The organism is Pseudomonas sp. B15(2017) (assembly GCF_002113215.1).
In the GTDB taxonomy this organism is placed as follows: Bacteria; Pseudomonadota; Gammaproteobacteria; order Pseudomonadales; family Pseudomonadaceae; genus Aquipseudomonas.
The window spans coordinates 12,759-36,801 of the sequence record NZ_NEJZ01000005.1 but is presented as its reverse complement, the minus strand read 5'-3'; the positions used below and the strand labels follow the sequence as shown (position 1 = coordinate 36,801).

Sequence of the window (24,043 nt, the reverse complement as noted above, 5' to 3'; positions counted from 1 at the left end):
GGCGTGGGCAGGTCGCGGATTATAGCGAAGACTGCGTCTGGCGGACACCTCGCTGTCAGCTTGCCGGTCTTTCGTGCGACGGCGGTTCTATGCCAAACTCAGCGCCTTTCGGGCTTGCCTAACAGGATTTATGCTCCCCTTGTCACCGAGTTTGCTGACCACCCTCGCCGCCGCACTTCTCTACGCCGCTGCGACCCTCTACCAGGGCACCCGCCTGGCCACTGGCGCCAAGGCCAACAAGCGCCTGCTGGTCTCGCTCGGCGTCCTCGCCGTGCTGGCCCACAGCGCAAGCCTGCTCACGCATTTATTGACGCCGATCGGTCTGGGCCTGGATTTCTTCAGCGCCTCAAGCCTGATCGCCGCCGCTGTCATCGCCCTGACCCTGCTGGCCTGCTCGCGGATTCCAGTGGAAAACCTGCTGGTGCTGCTGTTCCCGCTAGGTGCGATCACGGTGCTGCTGGCGCAGTTCGCGCCGACTGGCACGGTACAGATCATTGATGAAGAGCCAGGCATCCTCGCGCACATTCTGTTGTCGATCCTCGCCTACGGCATGTTCACCATCGCGGTTTTTCAAGCCTTGTTGCTGCTGGTGCAGGATCATCAGCTCAAGCACAAACATCCGTCCGGGCTGATCAAGAACTTCCCGCCACTGCAAACCATGGAAAGCCTGCTGTTCGGCTTCCTCTGGGCAGGCTGGACATTGCTGTCGCTGTCGCTGATCTCCGGCTGGCTGTTCGTCGAGAATCTGTTTGCGCAACACCTGGTGCATAAAACCCTGCTGGCCTGCCTGGCCTGGATCGTGTTCAGCGTCCTGCTCTGGGGCCGTAACCGCCTCGGCTGGCGCGGCCACAAGGCAATCCGCTGGACCCTCGCCGGTTTCTGCCTGCTGATGCTCGCGTATTTCGGCAGCAAACTGGTTCGTGAATACATCCTGCACATCTGACGGGCGGTATAAATGGACGGTTTGCCCATAGGGCCGATGCTCGCGGTATTTGTCCTGCTGATTCTCTGGTCGGGGCTGTTTACCGCCGTCGAAGCGGCGCAGCAGCACCTGCTTGCGCAACGCATCGCATCCCGCGCCAGCGACAAGCCGCTGGCGAAGCTCAACTTCCCGCTCGACAGCCTGATCCTCTGCAATACCCTGTGCCGCGCCCTCGCCGTCATTCTTGCCACACTGCTGGCAATCTTTCTCTGTGAAGAAAACGGCCCCTGGGCGGCTTGCCTTGGCGCCGGCGCCCTGCTGTTGGTCTTTGCCGATTATTTCCCCCGCGCGCTCGCCCAACGATACCCGGATGCGGTGTTGTCGTTTGGCAATACGCTGCTGGCAGTACCGCTGAAGGGCGTTTACCCGCTTGCGTGGCTGCTCGGCCGCATCAGTGGTTTGCTGATGCGCCCGTTCATCCGCAAGGCCCAAATGGTGCAACAGAGCGAAGACGATGTGCCGACCGAGCATCATGACGATCCGGATCATCCGGTGCGCCCGCATCCGATCTCAGGCATCCATGCGCTGGACAACATCACGGTCAACGACATTCTGGTGCCGCGCAGCGATGTCGACGGCATCAACCTCGACGATCCGCTCGAAGAAATCATCGAGCAATTGCGCAAGAACCGGCGCACTCGCCTGCCGGTGTTCCACAGCGATATCAATCAGGTCGAAGCCGTACTCAACACCCGGCAGATCCGTCACCTGCTCGACAACGGCAGCCTGACCCGCGAAGCGTTGCTGGCGGCCAGTTACGAGCCGTACTTCGTTCCCGAAAGCACCCCGCTGCAACTGCAACTGCTGAACTTCCACAAGCAGCAGCGGCGCCTGGGCATGGTGGTGGACGAGTACGGCGAAGTGCTGGGGATTGTCACCCTGGAAGACATTCTCGAAGAGATCGTCGGCGAATTTGAAAGCGAGCACAGCCTCGACAACCCGCACATCCACCCGCAAGCCGATGGCCGCATGGTGATCGATGGGGCGGCGTCGATCCGCGAACTGAACAAATGCCTGGGCTGGCACCTGCCCAGCGACGGCCCCCGGACCCTCAACGGTCTGGTGACCGAGGCGCTGGAAACCATCCCGGAAAGCGCGGTGTGCCTGAAGATCGGCCGCTATCGCCTGGAGATTCTCGAAACCGAGGAGAACCGGGTGAGCAAGGTCCTGATCTGGCATACCACTTCGGCACCGGCGCTGGCCACGGCCCGCTAGCCAGCCCCTTGTTCAATCGTTAGCCACCTTCCTATAATCGCGAGGCTTACCCAAGCCCCGCCGAACCGCGTGCTTACCCCGCACCCGACCCGTTCCGGCCGGTTCACCGGCAATATCCGCATCACACCGACGACTGCTCCTACCTGAAGCAGCGATCGCGCCTCATCCCACATCCCTGGGTGCTCGACCATAATAATTCGCTCCAACGGAGCTCATGACTGTCAGGGATCACCGCATGACGACCAGTACTGCTTACAGCGACACCGCGCCGACCCAACCGGCCAACTCCGCCACCCGCGTGGCCACCGCGAGCTTCATCGGCACGGCCATCGAGTTCTACGATTTCTACGTCTACGCCACCGCCGCTGCGCTGGTGATCGGGCCGGTATTTTTCCCTCAGACTTCCGGCACGGCGCAGATGCTCTCGGCATTCCTGACCTTCGGCATCGCCTTCCTCGCCCGACCTTTGGGCTCGGCGCTGTTCGGCCATTTCGGTGACCGGATCGGGCGCAAATCGACCTTGGTCGCTTCGCTGCTGCTGATGGGCGTCTGCACCACGCTGATCGGCGTTCTGCCGGGCTACGAGAGCATCGGGGCCTGGGCGCCGATCCTGCTTTGTGTGCTGCGCTTCGGCCAAGGCCTGGGATTGGGTGGTGAATGGGGCGGCGCGGCGCTGCTGGCGACCGAGAATGCCCCGAAAGGCAAGCGGGCGTGGTTCGGCATGTTCCCGCAACTCGGGCCTTCGATTGGCTTTCTGGCCGCCAACGGCCTGTTCCTGACGCTGGCCATGACGCTCAATGACGAACAGTTTCGCAGCTGGGGCTGGCGGATTCCGTTTCTGCTGAGCGCCGTGCTGGTAATGGTCGGGCTGTACGTGCGCCTCAAACTCCACGAAACCCCGGTGTTCGCCAACGCCATCGCCCGTCAGGAGCGAGTGAAAGTGCCGCTGGTCGAGCTGTTCAGCCAGTACTGGGCACCCACCCTGCTGGGCGCCGCCGCCATGGTGGTGTGTTACGCACTGTTCTACATCTCGACGGTGTTTTCCCTGAGTTACGGCGTCTCCACCTTGGGTTACAGCCGCGAGACCTTCCTCGGACTGCTGTGCTTCGCGGTGCTGTTCATGGCGGCCGCGACGCCGTTGTCGGCGTGGGCCAGTGACCGCTACGGGCGCAAGCCGGTGCTGATCATCGGTGGTGTGCTGGCGATTCTTTCCGGTTTTCTGATGGAGCCGTTGCTGACTCAGGGCTCGACCTGGGGCGTGGCGCTGTTCCTGTGCATCGAGCTGTTCCTGATGGGCGTGACATTCGCCCCGATGGGCGCGCTGCTGCCGGAGCTGTTTCCGACGCACGTGCGGTATACCGGCGCATCGGCGGCCTACAACCTCGGCGGTATCGTCGGAGCCTCGGCGGCGCCGTTCTTCGCGCAGAAACTGGTGGCGATGGGTGGTTTGAGTTACGTCGGCGGGTATGTATCGGGGGCGGCGGTGCTCAGCCTGATCGCTGTGCTGTGCCTGAAGGAAACGCGCAATAACGATTTGAATCAGGTTGCCTGATCTTAGATCAAAAGCTTCGCGAGCAAGCTCGCTCCCACATTGTCCGTGCCATACACATAATTTGTGAGTACCGCCGAACTTGTGGGAGCGAGCTTGCTCGCGATGGATGTGACTCGGTTTACAGCTCTACAACAACAGCCTGGGAAGCACGGGTCGCCTTGGCACGAGCGGCTTCAATCGACTCGTCACGGGCCAGTGCAACACCCATGCGGCGCTGGCCGTTGACCTCAGGCTTGCCGAACAGACGCAGCGCGGTATCCGGTTCACTCAGTGCCGCGCCGAGGTTGGCGAATGCGGTCTGGGTCGACTGACCTTCCACCAGAATCACTGCCGAAGCCGATGGGCCGAACTGACGGATCAGCGGTACCGGCAGGCCGAGGATCGCCCGGGCGTGCAGGGCGAACTGCGACAGGTCCTGGGAAATCAGGGTCACCAGACCGGTGTCGTGTGGACGCGGCGACACTTCGCTGAACCACACTTGATCGCCCTTGATGAACAATTCGACGCCGAACAGGCCACGACCGCCCAACGCTTCGGTCACGGCTTTGGCAACGCGCTCGGATTCAGCCAGTGCGATTGGGCTCATGGCCTGTGGCTGCCAGGATTCCTGATAGTCGCCCTTCTCCTGACGGTGGCCGACCGGCGCACAGAACGTAGTGCCACCGACATGACGCACGGTCAGCAGAGTGATTTCGTAGTCGAAATCGATGAAGCCTTCGATGATCACGCGACCTTTGCCGGCGCGACCGCCCTCTTGTGCGTAATCCCAGGCCTTCTGCACGTCATCGGCGCTGCGCAGCAGGCTCTGGCCCTTGCCCGACGAACTCATCACCGGTTTGACGACGCACGGGAAACCCAGGTCCTGAACGGCTTTGCTGTAGTCCTCGAAGGTGTCGGCGAAGTGGTATGGCGAAGTCGGCAGATCCAGTTCTTCGGCGGCCAGACGACGGATGCCTTCGCGGTTCATGGTCAGTTGCGCGGCGCGAGCAGTCGGGATCACGGTGAAGCCTTCGGCTTCCAGCTCCACCAGGGTGGCGGTGGCGATAGCTTCGATTTCCGGCACGATGAAGTGCGGCTTCTCGGCTTCGATCACTGCACGCAGGGCGGCACCGTCGAGCATGTTGATCACGTGGCTGCGATGGGCAACCTGCATGGCCGGCGCATTGGCGTAGCGGTCGACGGCAATCACTTCAACGCCCAGGCGTTGCAGCTCGATCACCACTTCCTTGCCCAACTCACCACAGCCACACAGCAATACGCGGGTCGCGGTCGGCGACAATGGAGTTCCGATACGGGTCATCTCAGGTCCTCAAAGAAGCGGATCATCGAGGAAAGCAACGCCAGACGCGCTTTCCATGGGGAGAAAGCGCGGCATTTTACATGAACCTGAGGGTTTGGCTTCAGCCGGCGACAGCCTGTTTGCGTTCACGCCAGGCCATGATCAGCCAGACGGCGGTGACACCGGCGAACTTCGAGGCCAATGCAGTGATGAGCACTGGCGGTGTCAGCAGGTCGATCATGCCGAAGAAGATGAAGGTGTCGAGGGGAATGCTCAGCGCCGAGCTGATCCACAACCGGTCACGCAGCGGGCGCCTGGTGACGGTGAATACCAGCCAGTCGATGCACTCCGAGACCGCGAATGCCGTGGCACTGGCCAACGCGATCGACGGATCGGACGTGACATAGGACAGCACCAGCGCCGCCAGCATCGCCAGGATCGCGCCGTGGCCGAACCGGATCTGCACCATGTCGCGCAAGACGAAAACCAGCCCGCCCCAGGCCGACCAGATGATGTCCAGGTGCGGTGCGGTGGAGAAGGCAAAGTTGATCAGCACGACGCTGCTGATGTAGGCGATGAGGAAAATCATGGGCGTGACCTGTCAATTTGGCGCACAGGTTACTTCAGCCCTTCGATGACGCCAATCAAATCGATTATTGCCCTGGCGTTTTGCCGATCATCCAGACCAGCCCGCTCGCCTTCGCCCGCTCATGACACAACCCCAGCACCGCCCGCCGCTCGTCGTTGGTCATCCGGCTCCAGCGGGTGATCTCCTCTACCGTGCGCTGGCAACCGGTGCAAATGTCGTCTTCGTCCAGCGCGCAAATGCTCACGCACGGCGAGGCGACGGGTCTTTCCGGGGTTGTCATTCTTCCTGCTCGACCAGATCGCGCGCATAGCGCTGTGAGTTATGCACATAGTGCGCGGCGCTGGCCTCGAGCATCTTCTTCTGCGGCTCGGTGAGTTCGCGCACCACCTTGCCTGGCGAGCCCATCACCAGTGAACCGTCAGGGATTTCCTTGCCTTCGCCGATCAGCGCGTTGGCGCCGATGATGCAGTTCTTGCCGATTTTCGCGCCGTTGAGGATGACCGCGTTGATGCCGATCAGGCTGTAGTCGCCGACCGTGCAACCGTGAAGCATGGCATTGTGGCCGATGGTCACGCCGGTGCCGATGGTCAGCGGATAGCCCATGTCGGTGTGCATCACCGTGCCGTCCTGCACGTTGCTGTTCTTGCCGATCAGGATCAGTTCGTTGTCGCCGCGCAACACGGCGTTGAACCAGACGTTGGCGCCTTCTTCCAGTCTGACCTTGCCCACCAGCACGGCATTGGGGGCGACCCAGCTCTGCGGATGGGTTTCGACACGGGCGTCGCCCAGGCGGTATTTCATCTTGTTTTCCTCAGGGCTCACGATGGCTGACCATTCGAACGATGGCTTCAGGTATTGATAAAGCTTTTTGGCGGCTCATGCAGGCTGATTCTGGCGTCATAGAGCAGGTTGATCAACTCGACGATCATGATCGCCGTCAGCCCCCAGATCTTGTATTCGCCGAAACGATAGCTCGGCACGTACCAACTGCGACCCTGATAGTCGATGCGGTGGGTATGTTCGCGCGGATCCTTGCGGAAGAACTCCAGCGGCACACTGAACACCGCAGCGATCTCGGCATCATTGGCCTGGTATTCGACAAAGTCGGGAATCACCCCGACATACGGCGTGACCTTGATGCCATGCAGGGAAATAAGCGGGCTGAGTGGACCGATCACTTCGACCAGTCCCGGTGGCAGGCCGATTTCCTCTTCGGCTTCGCGCAGGGCGGTGAACGTCAGGTCCGGGTCTTCCGGATCCCGTCGCCCACCGGGGAAGGCGACTTCGCCGCCGTGGGTCGAGAGCCCGCTGGCGCGCAGGGTGAGGACAAGTTCGGGTTCGTCACTGCGAGTAATCGGCACCAGGACAGCGGCCTCGGGGAAACGCGTGTCGGTCTCCAGCGTGCGCGGCGTGTGATTGCTTACCCGGTGCAGTAGCTCGTCCAGCATAAGTGTTCTCGATCGGTGCCTTGCCCTGCATCATGCACCAATCATTGCGACCGCCCAAGCCCCGGACGGGCGTCATGTCGCGAAACGACAACTTGCCGACTGACACCGCTGCACGCCAAGATAGGCGCAGCATTCAGGAACCCCAGCATGAAATTTTGCAGCCAGTGCGGCAACCCGGTGACCCAGCGCATTCCCGAAGGCGACTCGCGGCTGCGATTTGTCTGCGGCAGCTGTCAGACGATTCACTACCAGAACCCCAATATCGTGGCCGGTTGCGTGCCGACCTGGGGCAGCAAAGTCCTGCTGTGTCGCCGCGCCATCGAGCCACGCCTCGGTTACTGGACGTTGCCCGCCGGGTTCATGGAGAACGGCGAAACCATCGAGCAGGCCGCCATCCGCGAAACCGCCGAGGAAGCCTGCGCCCGGGTACGCAACCTGAGCATCTATACCCTGATCGACGTGCCGCACATCAGTCAGGTGCATGTGTTTTTCCGCGCCGAGCTGGCGGATCTGGACTTCGCCGCCGGCCCTGAAAGCCTGGAAGTGCAACTGTTCGACGAGGAAGACATTCCCTGGGACGAGCTGGCTTTTCGCACGGTGGGCCGTACCCTGGAATGCTTCTTCGCCGACCGGCGCGTCGAGGTCTATCCGGTTCGTTCCGAATCGATCCCGCCGCTCGCGCAACCGGCCACCACTTGATTTCGACGGCGGCCGGCCGATAACCGGCTAACGCAGCCCGCGACAGCGACTGCACACTCTCTATAAATAAAGTATCTGCTTCATATCTGGGGAATCGTTTCAATGCGCTGGTTGCTTGCCCTGTTCTGCCTGTCGTTCGTCACCGTCTCTCAAGCGTCATTCGTGACCACCGTGACGCCTTCAAACACCCCGCTCATCGAAAAAGTACTGGTGCTCAAATCGGCCCATCAACTGCAGCTGATTGCCGACGGCAAGCCACTCAAGAGCTATCGCATTTCCCTGGGCAAAGGCGCGAAAAAGGGTCCGAAGCTGATTGAGGGCGACAAGCGCACGCCGGAAGGTTTCTATTGGATCGACTGGCGCAAGACCAGCGACAAATTCAACCTGTCGATGCACATCTCCTACCCGAACATCAGCGACTCCGCCCGCGCCCGTCGCGAAGGCGTCGAGCCTGGCGGGATGATCATGATCCACGGTACGCCGGACTCCGAGGACAACCCCGAGCAACTGTTCCACACCCTGGACTGGACCGACGGCTGCATCGCCATGCGCAACGTCGACATGCGCGAAGTCTGGAACCTGGTGCCGGACGGCACGATGATCGAAATCCGCCCTTGAGTCTGTGACCGGAGCGCTTGCGCTCTGAGGGCCGCAAAGCGGCCCTATCTCCCGACCATTGGTCGCTCGCAAAAAATAAATCAAAAAGATCGCAGCCTGCGGCAACGTCTGAACGGTGATACCACTTTCACCCGCCAGAACTGCCGCAGACTGCGATCTTTTGCTTTTCCGCCTGCACCTCTAATACCACTTGAAACCACCCTTTCTCAAACACCCGAACCCAAGGGACTACAGGCGTTTCCGACGCGTTGACATGGTATGCAAGTGGTATTAGTTTTCGCCGCACTACCGAGCGACAACAATCCTATATCAGCGCCGGAAATGCCTTACATGAACGACCTCCACGCCCTACGCCCAGACGACTCCCAGCCGACGCCGCTGTACCTGCAACTGGCGCGCAACCTGGAAGCGGCGATCCATGCAGGCCAGTGGAAAGCCGAACAGGCAATGCCCTCGGAGCGCAATCTGAGCGAGATGCTGGGGATTTCCCGGGTCACCGCCCGCAAGGCGCTGGAAGTCCTGCTCGATCAGGGTTTGATCCGACGCCTGCAAGGCTCCGGCACCTTCATCACCCCGCGCCTTGAACAACCGCTGTCGCGCCTGTCGGGTTTCAGCGAGATGCTGCGTCTCAAGGGGTTCGTACCCAGCTCGCAATGGCTCGAGCGGGAAATCTCCCTGCCCACCCACGAAGAACTGATCCGACTCGGTCTGTCGCCGAACGACAAGGTCGCGCGCATGAAACGCCTGCGCAAAGCCGACGACACGGTGATGGCCATCGAGATGAGCACCCTGCCCGCCTCGATCATGCCCAAGCCACAGGTGGTGGGCGATTCCCTCTACGAACACCTCGACAGCATCGGCAAACCGATCGTGCGCGCGTTGCAGCACATCCAGGCGATCAACGCCTCGGACGAGTTCGCCGCGCTGGTCGGCATCGCTCCCGGCACCGCGATGCTGCTGATGACCCGGGTCGGCTATCTGGAAGACAACACGCCGATCGAAGTCACCGACACCTATTGCCGCAACGACTACTACGACTTTGTTGCAGAGCTTCGCCGCTGATCAGCAGCCAGGCCAAACGAGAGAAGCGAAATGTCTGAAGACAACATCCTCACCGCTGACGGCTGGGTTCGCGGCCGGCTGATCCACGAACACGGCAGAGTCGTGTCGATCGAAGGCGAGCCTTGCGATCCGGCGACCAATGACTTGCCGTATCTGCTGCCGGGTTTCATCGATCTGCACGTCCACGGCGGTGGCGGCAAGGACATCATGGAAGGCGCCAGCGCGTTCGAAACCATCACCAGGACCCACGTGCGCTTCGGTACCACCTCGCTGTTGGCCACTACCATGACCGCGCCGAGGGTCGAGATTGCCAGCGTGCTCAAGGAAGTCGGCGAATTCTGCGAGCAGCGTCCGAAAGGTGCCGCACGGGTGCTCGGGGTTCACCTCGAAGGTCCGTACATCAATCCCGGCAAACTCGGCGCCCAACCGAACTTCGCCCACACCGCGTTGATGGCCGAAGTTGAAGAGTATCTGGCACTCGCGCCGATTCGGGTGATCACTATCGCCCCGGAAATCGCCGGCCATGACGGCTTGATTCGCGAACTGAGCCGCCGTGGCATCCGCATGCAGATCGGCCACACCCTCGGCAGTTACGAGGAAGGCGTCGCCGCCCTCGAAGCCGGCGCCACCAGCTTCACGCATTTGTACAACGCCATGAGCCCGCTGCATCACCGCGAGCCGGGCATCGTCGGCGCGGCACTGGCCCACGCCAAATTCGCCGAACTGATTCCGGACTTGCTGCACGTACACCCCGGCGCGATCCGCGTCGCCCTGCGCTCGATTCCGTGCCTGTACTGCGTGACCGATTCGACCGCCGCCGCCGGCATGCCCGACGGCGAGTACAAGCTCGGCAGCCACACCGTCACCAAATGCCTGGGCGGCGTGCGCCTGCCCGACGGCACCTTGGCCGGCAGCACCCTGACCATGGATCAGGCCCTGCGCAATCTGGTGAAGATCGGTCTGCCGATCACCGAGGCCTCGCAACGTCTTTCGCAATTCCCCGCCGACTACCTCGGCATCACCGAACGCGGACGCCTGCAACCCGGCGCCTGGGCCGACTGCGTGCGGCTGGATCGCTCACTCACACTGACCGCCGTCATGGTCGAAGGAGAAGACATTGACTTCAAAAATGCTTGAGGAGGCGCTGTCCTCGTTCGAGGCCGTGCAAGCCCAACTGCAACAACTCGATCCGCACATGATCGAGATCGCCGGGCGCCTGCGTCGTCAGCCGCCGCAAGTGGCAATGACCGTTGCCCGTGGCAGTTCCGACCATGCGGCGAGCTACTTCGCCTACCTGACCATGCAGCAACTTGGCGTACCGGTGGCGTCGTTGCCGATGTCGGTGGTGACCATGCAGCAGGCGCCGTTGAAGGTCAGCGGTCAGGTCGCGTTTGCGTTTTCCCAGTCGGGCCAGAGCCCGGATCTGGTCAACAGCCTGCGTCTGCTGCGCAAGCGCGGTGCCCTCAGCGTGTCGATGGTCAACGCCGCCGATTCGCCGCTGGAGGCTGCGTGCGAATTCAGCCTGCCATTGCTGGCCGGCACCGAAAGCAGCGTCGCCGCGACCAAGAGTTTCATCGCCACCCTCAGTGCCAGCGCCCGTCTGATCGCGCACTGGAAAGAAGACAGCGAATTGCTGGATGCGCACAACGCCCTGCCCGAAGGCCTGCGCGAAGCCGCGCAACAGGACTGGAGCCCGGCCATCGACGCACTGCGCGATTGCGAGCGGTTGATGGTGATCGGCCGTGGCGCCGGTTTCGCCATCGCTCAGGAAGCCGCACTGAAATTCAAGGAAACCTCGGCGATCCAGGCCGAAGCCTTCAGCAGCGCCGAAGTCCGTCACGGCCCGATGGCCCTGATCGACGAACATTACCCGCTGCTGGTGTTCGCCCCGCGCGGTGCCGAACAGGCCGGCCTGCTGAGCTTGGCGGCCGAAATGCGCCAGCGCGGTGCCCGCGTGCTGCTGGCCGCGCCGGATGATGTCAGCGAACGCGACCTGACCTTGAGCCGTGCCGAGCACCCGGCGCTCGATCCGATCCTGGCGATCCAGAGTTTCTACGTGATGGCGGCCGGTCTGGCCGTGGCCCGTGGCATGGACCCGGATCAGCCGCGACACCTGAGCAAAGTCACCCGTACGCACTGAGTCCGAACCGAACGTTTTCCTGATGAGACCGAGCCATGCACAACAACAATAAAGAGCTGACTTTAAGCGCCCCGCTCAGCGGCCCGGTGCTCACGCTCGCCAAAGTCCCGGACGCGGTGTTCGCCAGCGGCGCGATGGGCGACGGCATTGCCATCGATCCGCTGAACGACACCTTGTATTCGCCCTGCGCCGGCGTGGTGATCCACGTCGCCCGCACCGGCCACGCACTGACCGTGCGCGCTGACAACGGCGCCGAGCTGTTGTTGCACCTCGGCCTGGACACGGTGGAGTTGCAGGGCGAAGGGTTCTCGATGCTGGTCAAGGAAGGCGCGCGGGTCAGCAGTGGCCAGCCGTTGTTGCGCTATGACCTGGACAAGGTCGGCCGCCAGTGCAAAAGCCTGGTCAGCCTGTTGATCCTGACCAACAGCCAGGATTTCCAGGCGCGCCCCATTACGCTGAAAACGGTGAAGGTCGGTGAACCGCTGCTGCACATCGTCGCTCGTCGCAGCGTTGCGGCGAACATCGAAGAACCTGGCGGCCCGGAAGTTCACGGTCACGTGCGGATCGCCCATCGCGGTGGTCTGCATGCACGCCCGGCGGCGTTGATCCGCCAGACAGCGCAAGGTTTCAAGAGCCAGTCGCAGCTGCATTTCGCCGGCAAATCGGCGCCGTGCAACAGCCTCATCGGTTTGATGGGCCTGGCGATTGGCGAGCAGGACGAAGTGCAGGTCAGTTGCCAGGGCCCCGACGCACAGGCGGCGTTGCAAGCCTTGCTCACCGCATTGGCCACCGCCCTGCCCGAAGATCATCATGCCGCCGCGCCGGTTGCCTCCGCCCCACGTAATCGTCCGGCCGAGGCTGGCGTGTTGCACGGTGTTTGCGCCGCACCGGGCCTGGTCGGCGGGTCGCTGTTTCGCTTGAACGCAATCAGCCTGCCAGCCGACAGTGGCAATCATCAGCCCGAGCAACAGTTGCAGATTCTCGACACCGCGCTGAATCAGGTTCGCAGCGAAATCAACAGCACCCTCGCCCAGGCGAAAAAACAGCGTAATGCCGACGAAGAAGCGATTTTCGCCGCGCACCTGGCCTTGCTGGAAGACCCGGCCCTGCTCGACGCTGCCCAGCAATCAATTGAAACCGGCACGGCGGCGACCCACGCCTGGAGCCAATCCATCGACGCGCAATGCGAGGTACTGCAAAACACCGGCAGCCCGCTGCTGGCCGAGCGCGCCAACGATCTGCGCGACCTCAGGCAACGGGTGCTGCGCGCGCTGCTTGGCGAAGCCTGGCACTACGACGTGCCGGCCGGCGCCATTGTCGCCGCCCACGAACTGACGCCGTCGGACTTGCTGCAACTGAGCGCGCAAGGTGTAGCGGGCTTGTGCATGGCTGAAGGTGGTGCGACTTCCCACGTGGCGATTCTGGCCCGAGGCAAAGGCCTGCCGTGCATGGTTGCACTGGGCTCGGCGCTGCTCGACCAAGCACAAGGCCAATCGGTGGTCCTCGACGCCGACGGCGGTCGCCTCGAACTGACGCCGAATGCCGAGCGTCTGGCCGAGGTCCAACAAGCGCAAATCGACCGACAGCAACGGCGCAATGCCCAGCAAGCCAAAGCCCATCTGCCCGCCGAAACCCGCAACGGCGTCGCTATCGAAGTGGTCGCCAACGTCGCCTCCAGCCATGAAGCGGCGGATGCATTTGCCAACGGCGCCGATGGCGTCGGCCTGCTGCGTACCGAGTTCCTGTTCGTCGACCGCCACACTGCACCGGATGTCGAAGAGCAACGCGCCGCCTATCAAGCCGTGATCGATGCCATGGGCGACAAGTCGGTAATCATCCGCACCATCGACGTCGGCGGCGACAAACAACTCGACTACCTGCCACTGCCGGTCGAAGCCAACCCGGTGCTCGGTCTGCGCGGTATTCGTCTGGCCCAGGCCCGCCCGGAAATCCTCGATCAGCAACTGCGCGCCCTGCTGCAAGTCAGCCCGTTGCAGCGCTGCCGGATCCTGTTGCCGATGGTGACCGAAGTCGACGAACTGCTGCACATCCGCCAGCGGGTCGATGCGCTGTGTCTGGAGCTGGGCATCAATCAACGTCCGGAAATCGGCGTGATGATCGAAGTTCCGGCCGCTGCGCTGCAGGCTGAACAACTGGCCGAGCACGCGGACTTCCTGTCCATCGGCACCAACGACCTGTCGCAATACACCCTGGCCATGGACCGCGACCACGCCGGCCTCGCCGCACGGGTCGATGCCTTGCACCCGGCGCTGCTGCGCCTGATCGCCATGACCTGCGACGGCGCGGCGCTGCATAAACGCTGGGTCGGCGTGTGCGGCGCCCTCGCCTCGGATCCGCTGGCGACGCCGGTGTTGATCGGCCTGGGCGTGACCGAACTGTCGGTGAGCCCGGTACAGATCGGCGAAATCAAGGACCGCGTGCGCCAGTTGCACGAAGCCGAATGCCAACGCCTCGCCCGGGACTTGCTCAAGCTGAGCAGCGCCGCCGCGGTGCGGCATGCCTGTCATCAACACTGGCCTCTGCGCTAACAAAAACAACAAGGACAAACGCCATGTACCAACTCTTCATCGAAGGCCTGCAACGCCTCGGCCGGGCGCTGATGCTGCCAATCGCGATCCTGCCGATCGCCGGCCTGCTGCTGCGCCTGGGCGACACCGACCTCCTGAACATCGCGATCATCCACGACGCCGGTCAGGTGATCTTCGCCAACCTGGCGATGATCTTCGCCATCGGCATCGCGGTCGGGTTTGCCAAGGACAACAACGGCACCGCCGGCCTCGCCGGGGTGATCGGTTACCTGGTGATGATCTCCACCCTCAAGGTGCTCGACGCGAGCATCAACATGGGCATGCTCGCCGGGATCGTCAGCGGCCTGATGGCCGGCGCGCTGTACAACCGTTTCAAGGACATCAAGCTGCCGGAGTACCTGGCGTTCTTCGGCGGCCGGCGCTTCGTCCCCATCGTCACCGGTTTCAGCGCGGTCGGCCTGGGCGTGCTGTTCGGCTACATATGGCCGCCGATCCAACACGGCATCAACAGCTTCGGCACCCTGCTGATGGAAAGCGGCAGCTTCGGCGCCTTCGTCTTTGGCGTGTTCAACCGCCTGCTGATCGTCACCGGCCTGCACCATATCCTCAACAACATGGCGTGGTTCGTGTTCGGCAACTTTACCGACCCGACCACCGGCGCACTGGTCACCGGTGACTTGTCCCGCTATTTCGCCGGCGACCCGAAAGGCGGCCAGTTCATGACCGGCATGTTCCCGGTCATGATCTTCGGCCTCCCCGCCGCCTGCCTGGCGATGTACCGCAACGCCCTGCCGGAGCGGCGCAAAGTCATGGGCGGGATCTTCCTGTCGATGGCCCTGACCGCGTTCCTCACCGGCGTCACCGAACCCATCGAATTCGCCTTCATGTTCCTCGCACCACTGCTGTTTCTGCTGCATGCGCTGCTGACCGGCCTGTCGATGGCAATCACCAATGCGCTGAACATCCACTTGGGCTTCACCTTCTCCGGCGGTTTCATCGATATGGTGCTGGGCTGGGGACGCTCGACCAACGGCTGGCTGGTGGTGCCGGTGGGCCTGGTTTATGCGGTCATCTACTACGCGGTGTTCGATTTCTGTATCCGCCGCTTCAACCTGAAGACACCGGGGCGTGAAGACGTTGCCACCGCAGACAAAGCGGTCCTGACCGAAAACGAACGCGCCGCTGCTTACATCAAGGCACTCGGCGGCGCGGAGAATCTGGTCACGGTCGGCGCATGCACCACGCGGCTGCGCCTGGAAATGGTGGATCGCAACAAAGCCTCGGACGCCGATCTGAAAGCGCTGGGCGCGATGGCCGTTGTGCGTCCGGGCAAGGGCGGGAGCTTGCAGGTGGTTGTCGGGCCGATGGCCGACAGCATTGCCGACGAAATCCGCCTGGCAATGCCCGCATTGGGCCGAACCGTAATGGCTGCCCCTGTCGACGTCGTTGAAACCAGCGAGCCCGTCACAGTCTCCACACCCCAGGCCCAGCAATGGCTGACTGCTCTGGGCGGCAGCGACAACGTGCTGCAACTGGACTGCATCGCCATGAGCCGGATTCGCCTGCAACTGGCCGATGGCAAGGCGCTGTCGGAAAGCCGATTGAAAGAGCTTGGATGTCTGGGTGTGAGCGCACTGGAAGATGGCGTATGGCACTTGCTGGTGGGTGAGCGGGCGCAGAGTTTGAGTGCGGCGTTGGAGGGGTTGGTTAATAGGAGTGAGGTGAGTGCGAAGGTCTGATGGTCGCCATCCAGTTTTGACGTGAAGCGGTTACAACCAGGGAACCCGGCCTAGGCCGGGTTTCCTGTTCCATTTGAAGCAACCACCGCAGGACCGGAGCTTGCGAGAGGCAAGCTCAAACCAAATGGGAAGATTCGGTAAATCCCACACATCTTTAAACATTCGAAAATGGAACGCGGAGCGTCCCAGGCTGCATTCCCACGCGGAGCGTGGGAACGATCAAGCAGTACACAGCTAACTTTTGCTTCCTGCTTCCTGCTTCCCACCACTCAACACAATGAGCGTTAGCTCAAGTACCGCTTTTGACGTGCCGGCCCCATCGGCAGGCTGAGTGGAGGGATTTATCCGGGGGTGGGAGCGCAGCGACCGTGCGGCGCAGCCGCATGCATCGAGAGGAGGTGCAGCGAAGCAAACCGTAGGCGATGCCCCCGGATGAATCCCGGAACGAAGGAACGCCGAGCCACAGCGAGGCGCCGAACGCAGGGGCCCAGCGTTTTTGGTTACTTTTTTGGCGTTTGAAAAAAGTGACTCGCCGTAAGGGCGAAACCATAAGAAGCCGTTACCGCAGCAACGGATATTCACTCAATCCCAACCCCAACCCCAAACCCAAAAAACCAAAAAACCCGCTGAAATCACTCTCAGCGGGTTTTCATTTCAGCAGCCAAGGAGGATCAAAAATCCTCCAGTCGCCACACTTCATAAGCCGGCGTCTCGTAGGGATGGCTCAACTTAAGAGCCGCCACTACCGAGTGAATCAACTCATCGCCAACAACAAGCTCAACCTTCCACTCCTCGACCCGCTCAACCTGCCCCGCCTCGCCAATGAACGGCTGACTGCCGTCCAGAGGCCGAAACTGACCAGATCCAAGCACCTGCCAGGCACAGTGGTCATAGTCACCGATCCGCCCGCCACCGGCAGCGAATACAGCGTCCTTGACCACCTCGACATGGCTGTCGGGAACAAAAAACGCAAGCTTGTACACAGCGCTTAGTTCACCCACACACGAGCGTTACGGAACATGCGCATCCAAGGAGCGTCTTCGTTCCAGTCTTCCGAACGCCACGAGTTCTGCACGGCGCGGAACACACGCTCCGGGTGCGGCATCATGATCGTCACGCGACCGTCGCGGCTGGTGAGGCCGGTGATCCCGCGCGGCGAACCGTTCGGGTTGGCCGGGTAGGCTTCGGTGACCTTGCCGTGGTTGTCGACGAAACGCATCGCCACGCAACCGGACAGATCGGCTTCAAGCAGGGCCTCTTCGCTTTCGAATTCGGCATGGCCTTCACCGTGAGCGATAGCGATCGGCATGCGCGAACCGGCCATGCCCTGCAGGAAGATCGAGTTCGATTCCTGAACCTGAACCATCGCCACGCGCGCTTCGAACTGCTCGGAGCGGTTGCGCACGAAGTGCGGCCAGAACTCGCTGCCCGGAATCAGCTCGTGCAGGTTGGACATCATCTGGCAACCGTTGCACACGCCGAGGGTGAAGCTGTCGTTACGTTCGAAGAAGCCCTGGAACGCATCGCGGGCACGGCTGTTGAACAGCGCGGATTTGGCCCAGCCTTCACCGGCGCCGAGAACATCGCCGTAGGAGAAGCCACCGCAGGCCACCAGACCCTTGAACTCGTTCAGGTCGACGCGGCCGGCCAGAATGTCGCTCATGTGCACGTCGATCGCGTTGAAACCGGCGCGGTCGAACGCGGCTGCCATTTCCACCTGACCGTTGACGCCCTGCTCACGCAGTACGGCGACCTGTGGGCGGATGCCTTTCTTGATGTAAGGCGCGGCGATGTCCTGGTTGACGTCGTAGCTCAGCTTGACGCTCAGGCCCGGGTTGTCTTCTTCCAGCAGCGCATCGAACTCTTGCTCGGCGCAGTCGGCGTTGTCGCGCAGACGCTGGATCTGGTAGCTGGTCTCGGCCCACTGACGTTGCAGCAGACGACGCTGACCTTCGAACACGGTGTCACCGTTGAAGGTGATGTTGATCTGGCCGTTGTTGATCGGTTGACCGATCACCGAAACGCATTCGCCCAGACCGGCAGCGCTGAATTGCGCAAGGATGCTCGGAGTGGCGTCCTGGCGAACCTGGATCACGGCACCCAGTTCTTCGTTGAACAGGATGGCGGCGATTTCTGCCGAGGATTCAGCAACGCTGTCGAGGTTCAGGCTCAGACCGCAGTGGCCGGCGAAGGCCATTTCCACCACGGAGGTCAGCAGACCACCGTCGGAACGGTCGTGGTAAGCCAGCAGGTGACCGTCGGCATTGAGGCCCTGGATCACCGCGAAGAAGGCTTTCAGGTCTTCGGCGTCGTCGACGTCCGGGGCCTGCTTGCCGAGCTTGCCGTGAACCTGAGCGAGGATCGAGGCGCCCATGCGGTTCTGGCCGCGACCGAGGTCGATCAGGATCAGGTCGGTGGTGCCCTTGTCCATGCGCAGTTCCGGAGTCAGGGTCTGACGGATGTCAGCCACTGGCGCAAAACCGGTCACGATCAGGGACATCGGCGAGGTGACGGTCTTGTCTTCGCCGTTGTCGTTCCAGCGGGTGGCCATGGACATCGAGTCCTTGCCCACCGGAATGGTCAGACCCAGCTCTGGGCACAGCTCCATGCCGACCGCTTTCACGGTGTCATACAGACGCGCGTCTTCACCCGGGTGGCCGGCAGCGGACATCCAGTTCGCCGACAGTTTGATGTCGGAGAGCTTGTTGATGCGCGAGGCGGCAATGTTGGTCAGGGTTTCGCCGATGGCCATGCGACCCGACGCCGGAGCGTCCAGCAGCGCCAGCGGAGTGCGCTCGCCCATCGCCATCGCTTCACCGGTGTAGACGTCGAAACTGGTGGCGGTAACGGCAACGTCAGCCACCGGAACCTGCCATGGGCCGACCATCTGGTCACGGGCCACGAGGCCGGTGATGGTGCGGTCGCCGATGGTGATCAGGAAGCTTTTGCTCGCCACGGCCGGGTGGTGCAGGACGCGCTCGATGGAGTCGGCGATGTCGAGGTTCGACGGATCGAAGTCATCGCCCAGCTCGGCTTCGCGAACCACCGAACGGTGCATGCGCGGTGCCTTGCCCAGCAACACTTCCAGTGGCATGTCCACCGGGTTGTTGCCGAAGTGGCTGTCGGTCACGGTCAGTTGCGGCTCGGCGGTGGCTTCACCGACGACGGCGAACGGGCAACGCTCACGTTCACAGATCGCCTTGAAGCGCTCGAAGTCGGCCGGGCCGACTGCCAGAACGTAACGCTCCTGGGATTCGTTGGACCAGATTTCGTGCGGGGCCATGCCCGGCTCGTCGTTTGGAATGTTGCGCAGTTCGAAACGGCCACCGCGGTCGCCGTCGTTGACCAGTTCCGGGAAGGCGTTGGACAGACCGCCAGCCCCCACGTCGTGGATGAAGCTGATCGGGTTTTTGTCGCCCAGCTGCCAGCAACGGTCGATGACTTCCTGGCAGCGACGCTCCATTTCAGGGTTTTCACGCTGCACGGAAGCAAAGTCCAGGTCCGCCGAGCTGGTGCCGGTGGCCATGGAGGAAGCAGCGCCGCCGCCCAGACCGATCAGCATCGCCGGGCCGCCGAGCACGATCAGCTTGGAGCCGACGACGATCTCGCCTTTCTTGACGTGTTCTTCACGGATGTTGCCCATGCCGCCCGCCAGCATGATCGGCTTGTGGTAACCGCGCACTTCATCACCGTGCGGAGTGGTGATCGACTGTTCGAAGGTACGGAAGTAGCCGGTCAGGGCCGGACGACCGAATTCGTTGTTGAACGCAGCGCCACCCAGCGGGCCTTCGATCATGATGTCCAGCGCATTGACGATGCGCTCAGGCTTGCCGTACGGCACTTCCCACGGCTGTTCGAAGCCCGGGATCTGCAGGTTCGACACGGTGAAACCGGTCAGGCCGGCCTTCGGCTTGGCGCCACGGCCGGTTGCACCTTCGTCGCGGATCTCGCCACCGGAACCGGTGGACGCGCCCGGGAACGGAGCGATCGCGGTCGGGTGGTTGTGGGTTTCGACCTTCATCAGGATGTGCACCGGCTCCTGCACCGCGCCGTACTGGCGGGTTTCCGGATCCGGGAAGAAGCGGCCGGCAACGTTGCCGACGATCACCGAAGCGTTGTCCCTGTAAGCGGACAGCACGCCTTCGCTGTGCATCTGATAGGTGTTCTTGATCATGCCGAACAGGCTTTTTTCCTGGCTCTCGCCGTCAATATCCCAACTGGCGTTGAAGATCTTGTGGCGGCAGTGCTCGGAGTTGGCCTGGGCGAACATCATCAGTTCGATGTCGTGGGGGTTACGCTTGAGACCGTTGAAGGCGTTGACCAGGTAGTCGATCTCGTCTTCGGCCAAGGCCAGACCCAGTTCGACGTTGGCTTTTTCCAGCGCGGCGCGACCACCGCCGAGGATATCGATGGCGGTCAGCGGCTTCGGTTCGGCGTGGCTGAACAGACCAGCAGCCTGTTCGAGGTTGCCCAGAACGATCTGGGTCATGCGGTCATGCAGTACGTCGGCGATCTGCTGCGCGTCGGTTTCGCTGAACTGACCGGCCACGTAGAACGCAATGCCGCGCTCCAGGCGCTGGATCTTGTTCAGGCCGCAGTTGCGGGCGATGTCGCTGGCCTTGCTCGACCATGGCGAGATGGTGCCGAAACGCGGCAACACCAGGAACAGACGACCGGTCGGCTCTTGAACCGGAACGCTTGGACCGTACTTCAGAAGGCGCGCAAGCACCTGCTGTTCGTCGCCGGTCAGGACGCCGGTGACTTCGGCGAAGTGAGCGAATTCAGCATACAAGCCACTGACAGCCGGAACCTTCTGGCTCAGTTGCTCAAGGAGTTTGCTGTGGCGAAAGGCAGAAAGGGCAGGAGCGCCGCGCAGGATCAACATCTTCGGGACAGCCTCGGGAAGGGGTGTGCTTTGAGGCCGTGCATTCTAGCCTAAACCGCCCTCAACATCACCCGAAACGCTACGCACGGTTGCACCCGGATGTCGAGTGGTGTTCCTGCCTTGAGGGTCAAATTTAACGGCTGCAGGAACGCCGGTTATTTTTTCTGTCACAAAATGCCTTTCGGGCCCGTCCCTGCGGGGTTTCGAGCGGTTTTGTGATCCCTAGCAGACAACCCCGCAACTGTCGAGATATGGCGCCCGTTGTCCTTTGCGTATACTGCGCACATGTTTTCCCCAACGGCTTTGCGTCCGCGGTACGCCAAATGGCTGATCGCTACCGGACTCTTCCTGATGCTCAGTGGCTGTGTTGATAAACCCAACACACTCGAGCGCGTAAAGGAGGATGGCGTGCTGCGGGTGGTCACCCGAAACAGCCCCGCCACCTACTTTCAGGATCGCAGCGGTGAAACCGGCTTCGAATACGAGCTGGTGAAGCGCTTCGCCGACGATTTGGGGGTAGAGCTTAAAATCGAAACCGCCGACAACCTCGACGACCTGTTCAACCAGATCGGCAAGCCGAACGGCCCGGTGCTGGCGGCCGCCGGTCTGGTCAGCAGCGAACAGCGCAAGAAACAGGTGCGTTTCTCCCGCTCCTACCTCGAAGTCACTCCGCAGATCATCTACCGCAACGGCCAGTCGCGCCCCACCGACGCCAGCGATCTGGTAGGCAAGAAGATCATGGTGCTCAAGGGCAGCACCCACGCCGAACAACTGGCGGAGCTGAAACAGAAATATCCTGCCATTCAATACGAAGAATCCGACGCCGTTGAAGTGGTCGACCTGCTGCGCATGGTCGATGAAGGTCAGATCGACCTGACCCTGGTCGATTCCAACGAAGTGGCGATGAACCAGGTGTACTTCACCAATATCCGCGTGGCCTTCGACCTCGGCGACGCCCGCAGCCAGAGCTGGGCCGTGGCCGCCGGTGAAGACAACAGCCTGCTCAACGAGATCAACAGTTATCTGGACAAGGTGCAGAAGAACGGCACCCTGCAACGTCTGAAAGACCGTTATTACGGCCACGTCGACGTCCTCGGCTACATGGGTGCCACCACCTTCGCCCAACATTTGCAGCAGCGGCTGCCCAAATACGAACAGCACTTCAAGGCCTACGCCAAGAAAGAAAAAGTCGACTGGCGCCTGCTCGCGGCCATCGGTTACCAGGAATCGCTGTGGCAACCGGCGGTCACGTCGAAGACCGGCGTGCGCGGCCTGATGATGCTGACCCAGAACACCGCCCAGGCCATGGGCGTATCCAACCGCCTCGATCCGAAGCAGAGCATCATGGGTGGCGCCAAGTACCTGGCCTACATGAAGGATCAGCTCGACGAGTCGATCCAGGAGCCGGATCGCACCTGGTTTGCCCTCGCGGCCTACAACGTTGGCAGCGGTCATCTGGATGACGCGCGCAAACTGGCGGCCAAGGAAGGGTTGAACCCGGACAAGTGGCTGGATGTGAAAAAGATCCTGCCGCGTCTGTCGCAGAAACAGTGGTACAGCAAGACCCGCTACGGCTACGCCCGGGGCGGCGAACCGGTACATTTCGTGGCGAACATCCGACGCTACTACGACATCCTCACCTGGGTGACCCAGCCGCAGCTTGAAGGCGATCAGGTGGCCGAAGGCAACCTGCATGTGCCGGGGATCGACAAGTCGAAGCCCGCTCAAGAGCCCGCCCCGCTTTAACCCATCCCCAAAACAAATGTGGGAGCAAGTTTGCTCCCACAGGATGTTGATACTTAGTGTTTGGCAGCCGCCACAATCAGCGCTTTCATCTCCGACACCGCCGACTTGAAGCCGACGAACAACGCGTGTGCCACCAACGCGTGACCGATGTTCAGCTCGTTGATGCCCTTGATCGCGGCCACGGCCTCGACGTTGTGATAGTGCAGGCCATGGCCGGCATTGACGATCAGGCCCTGGGCCAGACCGAACGCCACGCCATCCGCCACACGCTTGAGTTCTTGCGCCACTTCGCTTGGCGTTTCAGCCTCGGCATACCGCCCGGTGTGCAGTTCGATGGCCGGTGCGCCGACACGCTTCGACGCCGCGATCTGCCGCTCGTCGGCGTCGATGAACAGCGACACTTCGCTGCCGATCTTCGACAGACGCTCGACCGCCGCTCTGATTCGCTCCTCCTGCCCCGCCACATCCAGACCACCTTCGGTGGTCAGTTCCTGACGAGTTTCCGGCACCAGGCAGATGTGCGCCGGACGAATGCGTTCGGCGAACGCCATCATTTCTTCGGTGACGCCCATTTCGAAGTTCATGCGGGTTTGCAGCACGTCCTTGAGCAGCAGGACGTCGCGCTCCTGAATGTGTCGACGGTCTTCGCGCAGGTGCACGGTGATGCCGTCGGCGCCCGCCTCTTCCGCGTCCAGCGCAGCCTTGACCGGATCCGGGTAGCGCGTACCACGGGCCTGACGCAGGGTGGCGACGTGGTCGATGTTCACGCCAAGAAGAATGCGATTGCTGGTGGTCACGGATGCGCTCCTGAATGGAAAGATTCGGCGCACAGCATATCAGGGCTTGCGAAACAGCTCGCGACTGACGAGAGGACGACCGCCCAGATGCACGGCCAGCGCTTGTCGCATCAAGCGTTTGGCGGCGGACAACGCGCCGGGGGCCGACCAGTCGGCCTCGGCCATGGCCAGCAGTTCAGTGCCGTTGAACAGGCCGGGTTGCAGCAGATAGACCCGTTCGAGTCCGGCATCCACCTGCAAACGGTAGAGACCATCCGCAGCGATGGGTTGGTCGTTGATGTCGGTGTTCAGGGAAAAACCGTAACCAAGGTCGTCGAGCAGCCGCCATTCGAAGGATCGCAGCAGTGGCTCCAGTGGCCGGCCTTCAGCTAAAGCCAGCAAGGTAGCAGCGTAATGATCGAACACCGCCGGGTGCGGGTCTTCGGCGGGCAGCAGGCGAATCAACAATTCGTTGAGATACAGGCCGCTGAATAACGCCTCGCCGACCATCCACGTTGCGTTGCCGACACTTTCCATCCGCCCGACGTTCTTCAACTCACCCTTGCCGCGAAACTCCACTTCCAGCGGCACGAACGGCCGCGCCAGTGTTCCGGCCTTGCCCCGCGCACTGCGCAATACCGCCCGCAGCCGACCTTGCGGCGTGAGGAAGTCCACCAAGGCGCTGGTTTCGCGGTAGGCGCGGGAGTGCAGGACGTAGGCGGGTTGGGCGGGAGGCGCTTGAGACATGGACTTCTCGTTGAGGG

At 62.1% G+C, this 24,043-nt stretch carries 20 protein-coding genes; 11 read left to right on the top strand and 9 right to left on the bottom strand.

The genetic code is table 11. The features are described from left to right. The first annotated feature begins 130 nt into the window (after positions 1–130). The 3 genes from CAF73_RS09450 (at position 131) to CAF73_RS09435 (ending at position 3,749) form a co-directional block, all read left to right on the top strand. Positions 131–943, top strand: coding sequence for an inner membrane protein YpjD (locus CAF73_RS09450; protein ID WP_085697265.1), 813 nt, complete (start codon positions 131–133; stop codon positions 941–943). Between the two features lie 12 nt (positions 944–955). After that, positions 956–2,197, top strand: a complete 1,242-nt coding sequence (locus CAF73_RS09445; RefSeq protein WP_085702545.1) for a transporter associated domain-containing protein — start codon at positions 956–958, stop codon at positions 2,195–2,197. A 235-nt stretch (positions 2,198–2,432) separates the two neighbouring features. After that, on the top strand, positions 2,433–3,749 hold the full coding sequence (locus CAF73_RS09435; RefSeq protein ID WP_085702544.1) for an MFS transporter: 1,317 nt from the start codon (positions 2,433–2,435) through the stop codon (positions 3,747–3,749). A gap of 118 nt (positions 3,750–3,867) precedes the next feature. On the opposite strand, the gene purT is transcribed toward CAF73_RS09435, so the two are convergent. The 5 genes from purT to CAF73_RS09410 all read right to left on the bottom strand — a co-directional run bounded on the left by purT (position 3,868) and on the right by CAF73_RS09410 (position 7,065). Further along, entirely contained in the window at positions 3,868–5,049 is a 1,182-nt protein-coding gene (purT, locus tag CAF73_RS09430) for a formate-dependent phosphoribosylglycinamide formyltransferase (protein WP_085697261.1), read from the bottom strand. Positions 5,050–5,149: 100 nt separating this feature from the next. Beyond that, positions 5,150–5,617: a preQ0 transporter gene (locus CAF73_RS09425; protein WP_085697260.1), complete on the bottom strand. Its 468-nt coding sequence runs from the start codon at positions 5,615–5,617 to the stop codon at positions 5,150–5,152. Positions 5,618–5,681: 64 nt separating this feature from the next. Then, positions 5,682–5,897, bottom strand: a complete 216-nt coding sequence (locus tag CAF73_RS09420; protein ID WP_085697259.1) for a DUF1289 domain-containing protein — start codon at positions 5,895–5,897, stop codon at positions 5,682–5,684. After that, positions 5,894–6,418, bottom strand: a complete 525-nt coding sequence (locus CAF73_RS09415; RefSeq protein WP_085702543.1) for a gamma carbonic anhydrase family protein — start codon at positions 6,416–6,418, stop codon at positions 5,894–5,896. The genes CAF73_RS09420 and CAF73_RS09415 overlap by 4 nt, the downstream gene beginning before the upstream one ends. A gap of 47 nt (positions 6,419–6,465) precedes the next feature. Continuing rightward, a complete protein-coding gene (locus tag CAF73_RS09410) occupies positions 6,466–7,065 on the bottom strand; it encodes a CoA pyrophosphatase (RefSeq protein WP_085697257.1) in 600 nt (199 codons plus the stop codon). 147 nt (positions 7,066–7,212) lie between these two features. Here CAF73_RS09410 and CAF73_RS09405 point away from each other — a divergent pair, with 147 nt between their 5' ends. From CAF73_RS09405 to nagE, 7 genes are all read left to right on the top strand, one after another. Then, complete coding sequence (locus CAF73_RS09405) at positions 7,213–7,764, top strand: NUDIX hydrolase (RefSeq protein WP_085702542.1); 552 nt, start codon at positions 7,213–7,215, stop codon at positions 7,762–7,764. Positions 7,765–7,866: 102 nt separating this feature from the next. Then, entirely contained in the window at positions 7,867–8,382 is a 516-nt protein-coding gene (locus tag CAF73_RS09400; RefSeq protein ID WP_007954614.1) for a murein L,D-transpeptidase family protein, read from the top strand. A 330-nt stretch (positions 8,383–8,712) separates the two neighbouring features. Then, positions 8,713–9,444, top strand: a complete 732-nt coding sequence (locus CAF73_RS09395; RefSeq protein WP_085697255.1) for a GntR family transcriptional regulator — start codon at positions 8,713–8,715, stop codon at positions 9,442–9,444. Positions 9,445–9,474: 30 nt separating this feature from the next. Continuing rightward, entirely contained in the window at positions 9,475–10,581 is a 1,107-nt protein-coding gene (gene nagA, locus CAF73_RS09390) for an N-acetylglucosamine-6-phosphate deacetylase (protein WP_085702541.1), read from the top strand. Continuing rightward, positions 10,562–11,584, top strand: coding sequence for an SIS domain-containing protein (locus CAF73_RS09385; RefSeq protein ID WP_139834825.1), 1,023 nt, complete (start codon positions 10,562–10,564; stop codon positions 11,582–11,584). Before nagA ends, CAF73_RS09385 begins: the two co-directional genes overlap by 20 nt. 35 nt (positions 11,585–11,619) lie before the next feature. Beyond that, the gene (gene ptsP, locus CAF73_RS09380) at positions 11,620–14,133 is read left to right on the top strand and encodes a phosphoenolpyruvate--protein phosphotransferase (protein WP_085702539.1); all 2,514 of its coding nucleotides are present in this window, start codon (positions 11,620–11,622) and stop codon (positions 14,131–14,133) included. A 23-nt stretch (positions 14,134–14,156) separates the two neighbouring features. Continuing rightward, positions 14,157–15,872: an N-acetylglucosamine-specific PTS transporter subunit IIBC gene (nagE, locus tag CAF73_RS09375; RefSeq protein ID WP_085702538.1), complete on the top strand. Its 1,716-nt coding sequence runs from the start codon at positions 14,157–14,159 to the stop codon at positions 15,870–15,872. 671 nt (positions 15,873–16,543) lie between these two features. On the opposite strand, the gene CAF73_RS09370 is transcribed toward nagE, so the two are convergent. Continuing rightward, the gene (locus tag CAF73_RS09370; RefSeq protein ID WP_085697250.1) at positions 16,544–16,855 is read right to left on the bottom strand and encodes a YqfO family protein; all 312 of its coding nucleotides are present in this window, start codon (positions 16,853–16,855) and stop codon (positions 16,544–16,546) included. 5 nt (positions 16,856–16,860) lie between these two features. After that, complete coding sequence (purL, locus tag CAF73_RS09365) at positions 16,861–20,757, bottom strand: phosphoribosylformylglycinamidine synthase (protein WP_085702537.1); 3,897 nt, start codon at positions 20,755–20,757, stop codon at positions 16,861–16,863. Positions 20,758–21,042: 285 nt separating this feature from the next. Here purL and mltF point away from each other — a divergent pair, with 285 nt between their 5' ends. Continuing rightward, positions 21,043–22,503 carry a membrane-bound lytic murein transglycosylase MltF gene (gene mltF, locus CAF73_RS09360; RefSeq protein WP_085697248.1) on the top strand — a complete coding sequence of 487 codons (1,461 nt, stop codon included), beginning with the start codon at positions 21,043–21,045 and terminating at the stop codon, positions 22,501–22,503. Between the two features lie 53 nt (positions 22,504–22,556). On the opposite strand, the gene pdxJ is transcribed toward mltF, so the two are convergent. Together pdxJ and recO are read right to left on the bottom strand one after the other, a co-directional pair. Further along, entirely contained in the window at positions 22,557–23,300 is a 744-nt protein-coding gene (gene pdxJ / locus CAF73_RS09355; RefSeq protein ID WP_085697247.1) for a pyridoxine 5'-phosphate synthase, read from the bottom strand. Positions 23,301–23,339: 39 nt separating this feature from the next. Beyond that, positions 23,340–24,026, bottom strand: coding sequence for a DNA repair protein RecO (gene recO, locus CAF73_RS09350; protein WP_085702536.1), 687 nt, complete (start codon positions 24,024–24,026; stop codon positions 23,340–23,342). Positions 24,027–24,043: the final 17 nt, after the last annotated feature.